We start from the raw sequence: 12,800 nt of genomic DNA, 5'->3' as shown, positions 1-12,800 counted from the left end.
TCCGGCGGAAAGTGCTTTCGAATCCCGCTTCAGTGCCGTCCCGGTTCGCCGTCGACCCGACGCCACAGCTGTTCGGGGTTGTCCGTAGCGATCGAGCCGGGCAGCAATGCTTCGGGGACGTCCTGGTAGGCCACCGGACGCAGGAACCGCTCCACGGCCAGGGTGCCCACCGAGGTGCCGCGCGAGTCCGAGGTGGCGGGGAACGGTCCACCGTGGACCATCGCGTGACCCACCTGCACCCCTGTCGGCCAGCCGTCGAACAGGACACGTCCCGCGCACCGCTCCAGCAGCGGCAGCAGCGCGGCGGCATCGGGGTGGTCGGCGGTCGCGGCGTGCACCGTGGCGGTCAGCTGCCCCTCCAGGTTCCGCGCGACCTCGCGGAGCTGCTCGGCGTCGCGGCACCGGACCACCAGCGAGCACGCGCCGAACACCTCCTGGTGCAGCGACTCCTCGGCGAGGAACTCGCCCGCCTCGGTGGCGAGCAGGGCGGGGCGGCAGGTGTTCGGCCGGTCCGTCGCGGTTCCCCGGGCCAGCTCCTCGACCGAGGAGTGTGCCGCGAGTTCACCCAGCCGTGCCGCGTAGGCGTGGGCGATGTCGGGGGTGAGCATCGTGCTCGGTTCGCTCGCCGTCACCGAGTCGGCGGCGGTGCTCAGGAACTCCCGCAGTTCCGGACCGTCGATCGCGACGACCAGCCCGGGGTTGGTGCAGAACTGACCGGCTCCCGAGGTCAGCGAGCCGACGAAACCGGTGGCGATGTCCCCGGCCCGTTCGGCGAGCGCGTTCGGCAGCAGGAACACCGGGTTGGTGCTGCTCATCTCCGCGAACACCGGGATCGGGCGCGGCCGCGACTGCGCCGCAGCCAGCAGCGCCAGTCCGCCGGAGCGGGAACCGGTGAAGCCGACCGCCTGGATCCGCGGATCCGTGACCAGTGCGGTGCCCAGCTCCGGCCCGGAGCCGAACAGCATCGAGAAGGTGCCGGCGGGCATGTCGAGCTCGGTGACCGCCCGGGTCACGGCTCGCGCGACCAGCTCGCAGGTGCCGGGGTGGGCGTCGTGCGCCTTGACCACCACCGGGCAACCGGCGGCCAGCGCGGAGGCGGTGTCACCGCCAGCCACGGAGAAGGCCAGCGGGAAGTTGCTCGCGCCGAACACCGCCACCGGTCCCAGCGGAATCCGGCGCTGCCTGATGTCGGGACGCGAGCGGGAGCCGTCGGCGGCTGGTGAGGGGTCGACGCGCGGCGCCTCGAGGTCGCCCTGCCGGACCAGCGAGGCGAACATCCGCAGCTGCCCCGTGGTGCGGCCGACCTCGCCGCTCAGCCGTGCCTTCGGCAGCCCGCTCTCGGAGTGCGCGCGTTCGACCAGGGGCTCGCCGAGCGCGTCGATGTTGTCGGCGATCCGGTCCAGCAGCGCCGCACGCTCGCTTCGCGGGGCGGCCCGGTAGACGGGAAACGCCTCCTCGGCGGCGGCGCAGGCGCGGTCGACATCGGCGGGGCTGCCGTGGCCGAATTCCGGATCCAGGGTTTCCCCGGTGGCCGGATCGACGGCGCGGATCCCCGCGCCCTCGCCGAGGACCTCCGTTCCGGCGACGAGCATGTGTCCGGTGGGTCGCGTCATCGTTCTCACTCCTCCGAGATCCGCTGTACGAGGTTGTCGAGCATCGCCTGTTCGGTTTCGTCCAGATCCACCAGCGGCGTCCGCACCGGTCCCGCGGGGCGGCCGATCACCCGCATGCCCGCCTTGACGATGCTGACCGCGTAACCGGCCCGGCGGTCCCTGATCTCGCAGTAGGGCAGTACGAACTCGTTCAGGTAGCGGTAGACCGTGTTCCGGTCCCGGCGCTGCACCGCCTCGTAGAACCGCAGGGCGAACTCGGGCACGAAGTTGAACATCGCCGAGGAGTACGTGCTCACACCCATTTCCAGATAGGGCAGTGCGAACGTCTCGGCGGTGGGCAGCCCTCCGATGTAGGTGAGGCGGTCGCCCAGGCGGGAGTAGATGCGCGTCATCCGCTCGATGTCGCCGACGCCGTCCTTGAAACCGATCAGGTTCGGGCAGTCCTCGGCCAGTCGCGCCACCGTGGTGTCGGTGAAGATCGCGTTGGCACGGCTGTAGACGATCACGCCGAGGTCGGTGGCGGCGCAGACGCGGCGAACGTGCGCCGCGAGCCCCTCCTGGTCGGCCTCGGTGAGATAGGGCGGCAACAACAGCAGTCCGTGCGCCCCCGACCGCTCGGCGGCCCGGGCCATCTCCACCGCGGTGGCCGTGCCGTACCCGGCGGGAGCGATCACCGGCAGGTCTCGCGGCACCTCCTCGACCGCGGCGGTGACCGCCCTCTCGACCTCGGCCGGAGTGAGGGAGAAGAACTCCCCGGTCCCGCCCGCCGCGAACAGCCCGGCGGCGCCGTACCCGCTCAGCCATCGGATGTTCTCGCGGTAGGCGGACTCGTCGAGGCTCAGGTCCTGCCGAAAGTGGGTCACCGGGAACGAGAGCAGCCCGGAAGCCAGCCGTCGGGCGACCTCGGATGGTGAGAGGTGGGGCATCGGTTCGTCTTCCTCCGGTTACGAACGTTGGTTGGAGGTGACGCTAGAGTTAACCATCGATGCACGTCTAACTCCGATTAAGCATTCACCAATACCCCGAAAGCATCGATGTTCACACTCACCCAGCTGTCCGGTTTCGTCGCGGTCGCCGAGGAAGGCCACTTCGGGCGGGCCGCGCAGCGGCTGCGCATGACCCAGCCCCCGCTGAGCCGGCAGATCCAGCAACTGGAGAAGGAACTACAGGTCCGGCTGTTCCACCGGGACAGCCGGACGGTGTGGCTCACCCCGGCCGGGCGCGCGTTCCTGCCGGACGCGCGGAGGCTGCTCTACGAGGCCGACAGCGCCGCGCTCTCGGTGCGTCGGGTGACCGCGGGCCAGGAAGGGGTGGTGCGGGTGGGATTCACCGCCACCTCGGCCTACGGTGTGCTGGGCGGGATGATCGGCACGGCTCGACAGCACCTGCCGCACGTCGAGCTGGTACTGCGCGAACTGGTCACCAGGGAACAGCTCGAACGGCTCTCCTCCGGAGCGCTCGACCTCGGGCTGGTGCGACCGCCGGGCAGGCAGGACCTGCGGTCCCGACTGCTGCGTCGCGAGCCGCTGCTGGCGGCGCTGCCCGTGAACCACCCGCTGGCCTCGGAACCCGGACCGCTGGAGTTGAGCGCCTTCGACGGCGCCGACGTGGTGACCTACTCGCCCTCCGAGGCGCGCTACTTCCACGAACTGCTGGTGGGCGTTTTCCGGGAGGCCGCGGTGCGGCCGAACTACGTGCAGCACGTGAGCCAGGTGCACACCCTGCTGGCGCTGGTGGAGGTGGGGCTGGGGATCACCCTCGTGCCGTCCATCGCCAGCCGGCTCCGACTGGACGGCGTCGTGTTCCGGGAGGTGCGCCTGCCCGAACCGGAACCGGTGGAGCTGCACCTGGCCTGGCGGGACGGCAACGACAACCCGGCGCTGCACGCGCTGCTGGAGCTGCTGTGATCGCGGAGGGTGTGCCCCGTCGGCTGACGCCGCCAACCGGGCGCTACCTCAGCGGGCGCCGGGCCGCCGCGCCACCTTTCCGCTCGCCACCACCGGCCTCGCCCCGGGCGGAACCCGGGACGAGGCCGGTGAAGCGTCACCAACCGCTGGGCAGCGGCCTGCCCTCGGCGAAACCGGCGGCCGACTGGATTCCCACCACGGCCCGGTCGTGGAACTCCGGGAGCGTACGGGCGCCCGCGTAGGTGCAGGAGGAGCGCAGTCCCGAACTGATCTCGTCGAGCAGGTCCTCCACCCCCGGCGCGTTGGGGTCCAGCCGCATCCGCGAACTGGAGATGCCCTCCTCGAACAGCGCCTTGCGCGCCTGGTCGAAGCCACTGTCCGAGCGGGTGCGCGCGGTGACGGCACGCTTGGAGGCCATCCCGAAGGACTCCTTGTAGGCGTTGCCGTGCTCGTCGCGCTGCATGTCACCGGGCGACTCGTAGGTGCCCGCGAACCAGGAGCCGACCATCACCGAGGCCGCGCCGGCCGCCAGCGCGAGCGCCACGTCCCTGGGGTGCCGGACACCGCCGTCGGCCCAGATCCGCTTGCCGAGCTCGGCCGCCGCTTCGGCGCACTCGGCGACGGCGGAGAACTGCGGCCTGCCCACGCCGGTCATCATCCTGGTGGTGCACATCGCGCCCGGACCCACACCGACCTTGATCACGTCGGCTCCGGCCTCGGCCAGGTCGCGCACCCCGTCGGCGGTGACCACGTTGCCCGCCACCACCGGCACCTCGCCGGAGACGGAGCGGATCACACGCAGCGCGGCGATCATCTTCTCCTGATGCCCGTGCGCGGTGTCGGCGACCAGCATGTCCACCCCGGCGTCCAGCAGCGCCGAGGTCTTGCCCGCCACGTCGCCGCTGACTCCCACGGCGGCGGCCACGCGCAGCCTGCCCTCGGAGTCCACCGCCGGGGTGTAGATCTCGGAACGCAGCGCACCCCGCCGCGTCATGATCCCGGCGAGCTCACCCGCGCCGTTCACGGCGAGCGCCACCTCGCTGCCCCGCTGGTGCAGCGACTCGAACACCTCGCGTGGCTTGGTCTCCAGCGGCAGCACCACCGGGTCGCGATCGGCTACCTCGCCGAGCCGGGCGAACCGGTCCACTCCGGTGCAGCACCGCTCGTCGACCACCCCCAGCGGACGACCGTCGTCGTCGACGACCACCACCGCGCCGTGCGCCCGCTTCGGCAGCAGGTTGAGCGCGTCGGCGACCGCGTCGCCCTCGTGCAACACCAGCGGGGTGTCCCACACGGTGTGTCGCGACTTCACCCAGGAGACGATCTCGGCCACGGCTTCCGGGGCCACGTCCTGTGGCAACACCACGAGGCCGCCCCGCCGGGCGATCGTCTCGGCCATTCGTCGTCCCGCCACGGCCGTCATGTTGGCGACCACGATCGGCAGCGTCGTACCGGAGCCGTCGTCGGTCGACAGATCCACGTCGAACCGCGACTCCACCCCCGAGCGCACCGGAGCGAGGAAAACGTCGTCGTAGGTCAGGTCCGTGGTGGGGCGTTGTCCGTTCAAGAACCGCACAACCCGTCAGGCTACTCCTCGCGCGGCGGCCTCTCACCCGTACGTGGCCGGTCGACGGCGGTGTTGTGCCGATCCACCAGTCCGAGTCCCCACCGGCCCGTGGCGTTCGTGCGAAACCACGAATCCGAAGCCACGTCCGCGTAGCCGAGCCGGCCGGTCAGGGCTCCTCGCCCTCCAGGGTCGGTTCGAACGAGCGGTACCGCGCGTAGTTCCGGAAGAACCTGCTGTAGAGCTCGGAGCCGTCGTCGAAGGTCGCGTCCTCGATCTGCTTGACCTCCACGACGTGCTTGAGCCGCCAGGTAACCAGCTGCTGGTGCTCGTTGTGGTAGCTGATCTCCTGCTGCTTGCCGTACTCGCGCGCCTTCTCGTGGGCTTCCTCCTCCGAGTGAGCCGTCAACAGCACGAACGACTCCTCGTACAGCGGTTGGAAGTCGGGCGAGTCCGAGGTCGACTCCGTCACCAGTACCGCCACGTAGGCCTCCGGCTCCGCTCCCGCGAAAGCGGAGGCCCTGCCTCCCGTGGTGGGCTCGCCGCCGATGTTGATCGAACGGTCCGCGCCTTCCACCAGCTCGTCGGGAAGCTCCACCGGCGGAGGCATCTCGGGAGACTGCTCGGGCTCCGGCTCGCTGCCGCGGTTGCTCATGACCCCACCTTCTCACTAGCGGTGTCGGAGAATCGGACACCCACCCGTTACGGGTTCTCGGCGGCCACGGTCTCCCGGTTGGACCGCTTGCGGCTCAACATGGCCCTGTCCGCCGTTTCGAGGGTGCCGGACAACCCGAACGATTCCGTCAGGTCGGCCCACCCGATCGTGACCGAAACCGGAGTGCCCGCCACCAGCGCGTCCCAGTCCCCGTCCGCCACCGCGCTCGCTATCCGGGCCCCGATGCGGTGCGCGTCCGAGAGCTCGGTGCGCGGCAGTACCGCGACGAACTCGTCACCGCCGTAACGCGCGACGAAATCCCCCTGCCGGAGGGTCCTGGCCAGGATGGCCGCCACGCGTTGCAGCACCAGATCGCCCGACAGGTGGCCGTAGACCGTGTTGACCTCCTTGAAGCCGTCCAGGTCGATGACTCCCACCGCGGCATCGTTGCCCTCCTCGATCAACCGCCCCACGTAGCGGTCGAAGTGCCTGCGGTTGGGCAGCCCGGTGAGCGGATCGGTGAGCGCCTCCGAGGCGTACTGCTCCACGGTGCGACGCAGCGCCTCGTGGTCGAGCTGTGCCCTGGTCCCGTCCACCAGGCGATCACGCAGCTGTCCGGTGTCGGCGGTGGCCGTCCTGATGGCCTCCCGGTCGGCTTCCCTGGCGGCGCGGTGGTTCCCGCCGGCGGCGTGTGCCAGGGCGCGCAACCGGTGCGGTTCGGCGCTTCCCAGCGTGTAGGGACTGGTCGGGCGGTCGAGGCCGCGCAGTGCCGCCGCGGTATCGCCCTCGGCGATCGATTCGCAGGCCGCGGCGAGCATCCGCAGGTCAGCCACCTCCCAGCCGTGTTCCTCGGCGGTGAACAGCGCGGGATCCACCTCGGCCCGCTCGCCGAGTGCCCGCAGCCGCACCGCCGCGTACCCGTAGTAGTACTGCTCCGCGGGCCAGAGTCGGCGCGGGTCGGTGCGATCGGCCCAGGTCCGCAGCACCCGTCGCAGCATGTCGGCGCAGCTCTCGGTGTCACCCAGGTGATCCGCCGAAACCGCCCAGCGCACCGCCACTTCGGGCAGCGCGTGGTCACCGCTGGGCAACCCGAGAGCCTGCCCGGCGCGGTAACAGCGTTCGGCCAGCGGCGCGGCCTGGGCGTGGAATCCGAGGTAGGAGTAGGTCACCGCCAGGTCGTGGCGGGCGGTGACGGTGTCCTCGGTAGGTCCCCGCTCGGTGTCCAGTTCGCGCTCCGCCTGCACCAGGTGCCGCACGCAGCGTTCCAACGAGTCGGATGCGGCGATGATCCCCGCCAGCGCGTGCAGGTGGCCCCGCAGCGCGGGCGCCCGCCGTTCGGACAGCATGCCGAAGGCCCGGTCCAACACCGCGGGGCACTCCTGGACACGGCCCAGGTTGAACAGCCTGCCGAGCTTGAGCACCAGGGCCCGACAGATCACCAGCGGATCGGCCGCGGCAGCGGCTATCCCGTCGGCCAACTCGATCGCGCCCGCGTTGTCGCCGTCACGGGCCAGCGACCGGATGCTGTCGAAGTGCTCGGTGAAGTCCTCGGCAGGACCGACTTCCGTTTCCGGAATCTGCATAACCCCTGTCCCCGCAGCGTTCGACCAGCGGCAAGCCGTACCGGAGTGCCGCAATCGCGTCACGATAGTGCCACGGTCGTGTGAGTACCGTCACGAGCCGGTGCCGTGCGATTTCGGTGTGTCCACCCCGGTGGTGCGTTACCCGCCCGCCCTGACCCCGGTGCGTGAGGTAGTCGCCCGATTCCGGGTGCCCGCGGTGAGAGCCCGCGAGCGGAACCATCGGTTGAGGTGGCGGGGAGACCCGTTACGAGAGGACCAGGTTGCGAAGCCGCGGCGCGTACCGAGCGGGGACCGGCACGCGCCGCTGATCCGGCCCGGCGAATCCCACGGGGCGTGGCACGGCCGGGCCGGACGGGAGCGGTCGTTCAGCGCTCGGCCCGCGCCATGCTCAGCACGTCCAGGGCCTCGTCGAGCTGCTGCCGGGTGAGCTTGCCCGCCTCGATGTAGCCGCGTTCCAGCACCACCTCGCGGATGGTCTTGCGCTCCTTCAGCGCCTGCTTGGCCACGGCGGCGGCCTCCTCGTACCCGATGTAGCGGTTGAGCGGGGTGACGATGGAGGGCGAGCCCTCGGCGTACTCCCGGGTTCGTTCGGTGTCCGCGGACACACCGGCGAAGACCTTGTCCGCCAGCAACCTCGACACCGCGGCGAGCAGCCTCGTCGACTCGAGCACGTTGCGCGCGATCACCGGCAGGTTCACGTTCAGCTGGAAGTTGCCCTGCGAGCCCGCGAAGGACACCGTGGCGTCGTTGCCGACCACCTGGGACACCACCTGCATCGTGGCCTCCGGAATCACCGGGTTGACCTTGCCGGGCATGATCGACGAGCCCGGTTGCAGGTCCGGCAGCTCGAGTTCGGCCAGCCCGGTTCGGGGGCCGGAGCCGAGCCAGCGCAGATCATTGGCGATCTTGTTCAGGCTCACCGCGACGGTGCGCAGGTTGCCCGAGGTCTCCACCACCCCGTCCTGGGTGGCCTGCGCCTCGAAGTGGTTGCGTGCCTCGGTCAGCGGAAGACCGGTCACCCGGGCCAGTTCGGACGAGACAGCGGCGCCGAAGCCCTCGGGAGCGTTCAGACCCGAGCCAACGGCAGTACCACCGATGGGCAGCTCACCGAGCCGGTCCAGCCCGGCACGCAGCCGCTCCACGCCGTACCGCACCTGCGCGGCCCACGCGCCCGCCTCCTGGCCCAGCGTGATCGGCACCGCGTCCATCAGGTGGGTACGACCCGACTTGACCACCTCGCTCCACTCCGCGGCACGGCCCTCGATCACCGCCGCGAGCCGCTCCAGCGCCGGGATCGCGTCGGTCAGCACCGCCTCGGTGGCGGCGACGTGGATCGTGGTCGGGAAGGTGTCGTTTGAGGACTGCGAGGCGTTGACGTGGTCGTTCGGGTGGACGTCGCGTCCGAGCGAACGGGTGGCCAGGGTGGCGATCACCTCGTTGGCGTTCATGTTCGAACTGGTTCCCGAACCGGTCTGGAACACGTCGATGGGGAAGTGGTCGTCGTGACGGCCCTCCGCCACCTCGTCGGCCGCGGCGGCGATCGCCTCGGCCATGTCCGCCTCCAGCACGCCCAGTTTGCCGTTGACCCGCGCGGTCGCGGCCTTGAGCAGCCCCAGCGCGCGGATCTGGGCCCGTTCCAGTCCCTGCCCGGAAACGGGGAAGTTGTCCACGGCACGCTGCGTCTGCGCCCGGTAGAGGGCCTCGGCGGGCACCTGTACCTCACCCATGGTGTCGTGCTCGGTGCGGTATCGCTGTTCACTCATGCGAAAAGTGTGAACCGTATCGACCGCGCGGGTCAGTATGGGTTCGGCCACTCGGTGATCGACGCGCGCTGATCGCCCAACCACGCCCGACCTCGGGCTACGCTGGAAACCGGGTGTTGCCGTCACTGCGCGAGGTGGACATGAGTCGCGACACGCTGTCGGGTGAAGAGGTCTCCGCCGAGGTCGACGTGCTGATCGTCGGAGCGGGACCGACGGGACTCTACGCCGCCTACTACGCCGGGTTTCGCGGCCTGTCGGCCGCCCTGGTCGACTCGTTGCCCGAACCCGGCGGTCAGGTGACGGCCATGTACCCCGAGAAACGGATCTTCGACGTGGCGGGCTTTCCCGAGATCAGGGGACGAGACCTGATCAGCGGACTCGTCGAGCAGGCCGACCGCTACGAGCCCACCTACCTGCTGGGCAGGTACGCCACCGCCCTCGCCGTCGACTCGCGGGGCCTGCTCGTCGGACTGGGGGACGGCAGTGTCGTGCGGGCCGGAGCGATGCTGATCACGGCCGGAATCGGCGAGTTCACCCCCAGGCCGCTGCCCGCCGGCGACGGCTGGCTGGAACGGGGAGTCGTGCATTTCATCCCCGAGATCGCCGCGCACGAGGGCCGCGACGTCGTCGTGGTGGGCGGCGGGGACTCCGCGTTCGACTGGGCACTGGCACTGCACCCGGTCGCCAACAGCGTCACCCTGGTGCACCGCCGCGCCAGGTTCCGCGCCCAGGACGGGCTCATCCGGGAAGTGGAGCGTCTCGACGTGCCGCTGATCACCGGCGCCGAGGTGGCCGAGATCCGCGGGGACGAGCACCGAGTCCGGGAGATCGAACTCGAACTGTCCGGAGGGGACACCAAGGTGCTGCGTGCCCAGACCGTGGTGGCCGCGCTGGGATTCACCGCCGAACTCGGGCCCATAGCCGAATGGGAACTCGAACTGGACAAGCGTTCCATCAAAGTGGACACCACGATGCGGACGAACCGGGAGCGGATCTACGCCGCGGGCGATGTGGCGTCCTACCCGGGCAAGGTCAAGCTCATAGCCACCGGGTTCGGTGAGGCCGCCACCGCCGTGAACAACATCGCGGTGGAGCTGGATCCCTCGGTGCGGCTCTTCCCGGGACACTCCACCAACACCGGCTGAAGGCGGAACTGTGGCACGGCTCGGGGGCCGTAGCTGGTCGCTTGGCGGAACCTCCGGCGGCGCCTCGCTCCGGGGAGGCCCGACATCGGGTAGCGACCTACACAACGTCGGGCCTTCCTCGCGAGGCACTCGCCGGAGAACCCGCGGCGGTGCCGATTGCGGGAGTGGTGGGGGTTCGCCCTGTGGGGGTGGTCGGGGTTCGGCTCCGCGTCACAGCGGCGCGGCGATTTCGCGAGAAATCGACGCCGCACTGCCTCGTGTACCGCTCACCCGGCCACCCGCGACGACTCCGACACCGGGCTTCCGGAGCCGGCCGCGGGTTCCCGGATTCAGCCGAGGATTCCCGGATTCGATCGGGTTCTCAGGGCAGAAGTCCGTGGCGCGCCGTGGGCTCGCCGTTCGTGAAGTCGAGCTCCGAGTACTCGTTGAGCTTGCTCAGCTTGTGCGAGCCCTCGATCAGCCGGACCGTGCCCGACTTGGAACGCATCATCAACGACTGGGTGGTGCAGCGCTGCGCCCGGTAGTGCACCCCGCGCAGCAGCGCCCCGTCGGTGATGCCGGTGGCGCAGAAGAACACGTTGTCGCCGCCCACCAGGTCCGAGGTGGTCAGAATCCGTTCGGGGTCGTGCCCGGCGGCGCGCACCTGTTCCCGCTCGGTGTCGTCCTTCGGCCACAGCCGGGCCTGCAACTCGCCGTCCATGCACTTCAGCGCGCACGCGGTGATGATGCCCTCGGGGGTGCCGCCGATTCCCATGAGCATGTCCACCCCGCTGTCCGGACGTGCGGCGGCGATGGCTCCCGCCACGTCGCCGTCCGAGATGAACTGGATCCTGGCGCCGGCCGCACGCACCTCGGAGATCAGCTGCTCGTGCCGAGGACGGTCCAGGATGCACACGGTGACATCGGAGACCTCGATCTGCTTGGCCTTGGCCACCCGACGGATGTTCTCGGCCACGGGGGCACCGATGTCGACCACGTCCGCCGCCTCGGGGCCGACGGCCAGCTTCTCCATGTAGAACACGGCGGAGGGGTCGAACATCGCGTTGCGCTCGGCGACCGCCAGTACCGCCAGGGCGTTCGGCATCCCCTTGCTCAACAGGGTGGTTCCGTCGATCGGGTCGACGGCCACGTCGCACTCGGGCCCGTGGTGATTGCCCACTTCCTCGCCGTTGAACAGCATCGGGGCCTCGTCCTTCTCGCCCTCGCCGATCACGACCACCCCGCGCATCGCCACGGTCCCGATCAGCTTGCGCATGGCCTCGACGGCGGCCCCGTCCCCCGAGTTCTTGTCGCCACGTCCCACCCAGCGGCCCGCGGCCATCGCGGCTGCCTCGGTCACCCGCACCAGGTCCATCGCCAGGTTGCGGTCGGGAGCCTCGGGATGGCGGGTGGTCTCGTGCGAAGCGGTGCTGGAACTGCTCATGGCGCCTCCCGTGGGCGAGTGCGACTCGCCGTCTCGGTAACTGTCCGATGCCTTGGTCGTCGTCGGTCCTCCGGCCCTGCCTCGTCCCGACGGACGAGCCCGGTCGGGCGGAGTGCTCACCGCCCGTGATCCTGCCGATGAGCGGATCTTCGCAGATCCGTACCCGTGCCGTTCCGGTGAAGTGGCGCAGGCCACGCGCCCGTTCCGTCGCGCGGACGCGTCGGAACGCGCACCCCGGTGGGTGAGAGCATGCGAGGCGTGGCTGAACAGCGCAACCAGAACTCGGAGGACAATCGATCCAGTGCTCCGGCGGGAGGACCGCCCCGTGGGCCTCGCGCCATGTTGTTCGCGATGCTGCCGCTGATACTCGTGGTGCTGGGGATAGCCGGATTGAGCGGACGCTGCTCGTTCAGCCCACTGGGGCCGTCGCTGGACTCCTCGACGGCCCCCACCATCAACGCCTCCGAGGAACTCGACTCCGTGGCTCGTCGGGTCGACTTCCAGGTGCTGCGTCCCGAGCTGCCCGAGGGCTGGCGTGCGAACTCCGCGGACGTGCGGCAGGTGGCCCCGGACAGCACCGCCGTGCAGGTGGGTTGGCTGACCGGTCGCACCCACTACGTGCGGTTGTCGCAGTCACCGGCCTCGGAGACCGAACTGGTCTCCTTCGAGACCGAACAGCGGCCCAGGGCGTTGGGAACCGTCGACGTGGCAGGTCGCAAGTGGGTGATCTACCGGAGCATCCGTTCGGAACGGGCGTGGGTCAGTGAGCGTGACGACGTGCGACTGCTGATCACCGGCAACGGAGACGAGCGGGAGTTCCGCACGATGGCCAGGGCCGTCTCGCGGGCTTCCGTGGTGGGACCAGGGCAGTAACGCGGCCGGGGCTCACTGGCCGGTTTCCGCTTGCTCCTCGTGCTGTTCCACCGCTGCGAGGGCCTGGTCCACACGCTGCCGCGCACCGGCCAGATGGCGTTCGCAGACCTTGGCCAGCGCCTCCCCGCGCTCCCACAGCGCGAGGGAGTCCTCCAGGGAGAGCCCGCCCGCTTCGAGCCGTTTGACCACCTCGGCCAGTTCGTCGCGAGCTCGTTCATAACCCAGTCCGGCGACGTCCGGGTGGTCGGATTCGGGATCGATTCCGTGCTCGGAA

Annotated in this window: 11 protein-coding genes; 3 read left to right on the top strand and 8 right to left on the bottom strand. The window is 70.2% G+C overall.

What is annotated here, in order from left to right; genetic code table 11:
- Positions 1–29: 29 nt before the first annotated feature.
- Entirely contained in the window at positions 30–1,613 is a 1,584-nt protein-coding gene (locus J2S53_RS11265; RefSeq protein WP_456240924.1) for an aldehyde dehydrogenase (NADP(+)), read from the bottom strand.
- 5 nt (positions 1,614–1,618) lie between these two features.
- Positions 1,619–2,539 carry a 5-dehydro-4-deoxyglucarate dehydratase gene (gene kdgD, locus J2S53_RS11260; RefSeq protein ID WP_456240923.1) on the bottom strand — a complete coding sequence of 307 codons (921 nt, stop codon included), beginning with the start codon at positions 2,537–2,539 and terminating at the stop codon, positions 1,619–1,621.
- Positions 2,540–2,647: 108 nt separating this feature from the next.
- Between kdgD and J2S53_RS11255 the strand changes: the two genes are divergently transcribed.
- A complete protein-coding gene (locus tag J2S53_RS11255) occupies positions 2,648–3,520 on the top strand; it encodes a LysR substrate-binding domain-containing protein (protein ID WP_456240922.1) in 873 nt (290 codons plus the stop codon).
- A 136-nt stretch (positions 3,521–3,656) separates the two neighbouring features.
- On the opposite strand, the gene J2S53_RS11250 is transcribed toward J2S53_RS11255, so the two are convergent.
- The 4 genes from J2S53_RS11250 to J2S53_RS11235 all read right to left on the bottom strand — a co-directional run bounded on the left by J2S53_RS11250 (position 3,657) and on the right by J2S53_RS11235 (position 9,085).
- Positions 3,657–5,096: a GuaB1 family IMP dehydrogenase-related protein gene (locus tag J2S53_RS11250; RefSeq protein ID WP_456240921.1), complete on the bottom strand. Its 1,440-nt coding sequence runs from the start codon at positions 5,094–5,096 to the stop codon at positions 3,657–3,659.
- A gap of 157 nt (positions 5,097–5,253) precedes the next feature.
- Complete coding sequence (locus J2S53_RS11245) at positions 5,254–5,739, bottom strand: DUF4288 domain-containing protein (RefSeq protein ID WP_092979698.1); 486 nt, start codon at positions 5,737–5,739, stop codon at positions 5,254–5,256.
- Positions 5,740–5,786: 47 nt separating this feature from the next.
- Positions 5,787–7,322 (bottom strand): diguanylate cyclase domain-containing protein, encoded by a 1,536-nt coding sequence (locus J2S53_RS11240; protein WP_456240920.1) that lies wholly within the window; start codon positions 7,320–7,322, stop codon positions 5,787–5,789.
- 365 nt (positions 7,323–7,687) lie between these two features.
- Positions 7,688–9,085, bottom strand: a complete 1,398-nt coding sequence (locus J2S53_RS11235) for a class II fumarate hydratase (protein WP_456240919.1) — start codon at positions 9,083–9,085, stop codon at positions 7,688–7,690.
- 140 nt (positions 9,086–9,225) lie between these two features.
- Here J2S53_RS11235 and J2S53_RS11230 point away from each other — a divergent pair, with 140 nt between their 5' ends.
- The gene (locus J2S53_RS11230; protein WP_456240918.1) at positions 9,226–10,230 is read left to right on the top strand and encodes an NAD(P)/FAD-dependent oxidoreductase; all 1,005 of its coding nucleotides are present in this window, start codon (positions 9,226–9,228) and stop codon (positions 10,228–10,230) included.
- Positions 10,231–10,591: 361 nt separating this feature from the next.
- On the opposite strand, the gene glpX is transcribed toward J2S53_RS11230, so the two are convergent.
- Positions 10,592–11,653, bottom strand: a complete 1,062-nt coding sequence (gene glpX / locus J2S53_RS11225) for a class II fructose-bisphosphatase (protein WP_456240917.1) — start codon at positions 11,651–11,653, stop codon at positions 10,592–10,594.
- Positions 11,654–11,902: 249 nt separating this feature from the next.
- On the opposite strand from glpX, the gene J2S53_RS11220 reads away from it, so the two are divergent.
- Positions 11,903–12,526, top strand: coding sequence for a DUF4245 domain-containing protein (locus tag J2S53_RS11220; protein WP_456240916.1), 624 nt, complete (start codon positions 11,903–11,905; stop codon positions 12,524–12,526).
- A 12-nt stretch (positions 12,527–12,538) separates the two neighbouring features.
- On the opposite strand, the gene J2S53_RS11215 is transcribed toward J2S53_RS11220, so the two are convergent.
- Positions 12,539–12,787 (bottom strand): exodeoxyribonuclease VII small subunit, encoded by a 249-nt coding sequence (locus tag J2S53_RS11215; protein ID WP_092979840.1) that lies wholly within the window; start codon positions 12,785–12,787, stop codon positions 12,539–12,541.
- Positions 12,788–12,800: the final 13 nt, after the last annotated feature.

Origin of the sequence: Actinopolyspora lacussalsi, assembly GCA_030803735.1 — a bacterium.
Classification (GTDB): domain Bacteria; phylum Actinomycetota; class Actinomycetes; order Mycobacteriales; family Pseudonocardiaceae; genus Actinopolyspora; species Actinopolyspora lacussalsi.
Note: the sequence above shows the minus strand (reverse complement) of the source record. Positions and strands in the feature narration are given on the sequence as shown.

Coding starts and splice junctions, on each gene's coding strand:
- J2S53_RS11265 (WP_456240924.1), bottom strand. CDS start 1,613: ATGACGCGACCCACCGGACACATGCTCGTCGCCGGAACGGAGGTCCTC.
- kdgD (WP_456240923.1), bottom strand. CDS start 2,539: ATGCCCCACCTCTCACCATCCGAGGTCGCCCGACGGCTGGCTTCCGGG.
- J2S53_RS11255 (WP_456240922.1), top strand. CDS start 2,648: ATGTTCACACTCACCCAGCTGTCCGGTTTCGTCGCGGTCGCCGAGGAA.
- J2S53_RS11245 (WP_092979698.1), bottom strand. CDS start 5,739: ATGAGCAACCGCGGCAGCGAGCCGGAGCCCGAGCAGTCTCCCGAGATG.
- J2S53_RS11240 (WP_456240920.1), bottom strand. CDS start 7,322: ATGCAGATTCCGGAAACGGAAGTCGGTCCTGCCGAGGACTTCACCGAG.
- J2S53_RS11235 (WP_456240919.1), bottom strand. CDS start 9,085: ATGAGTGAACAGCGATACCGCACCGAGCACGACACCATGGGTGAGGTA.
- J2S53_RS11230 (WP_456240918.1), top strand. CDS start 9,226: ATGAGTCGCGACACGCTGTCGGGTGAAGAGGTCTCCGCCGAGGTCGAC.
- glpX (WP_456240917.1), bottom strand. CDS start 11,653: ATGAGCAGTTCCAGCACCGCTTCGCACGAGACCACCCGCCATCCCGAG.
- J2S53_RS11220 (WP_456240916.1), top strand. CDS start 11,903: ATGCGAGGCGTGGCTGAACAGCGCAACCAGAACTCGGAGGACAATCGA.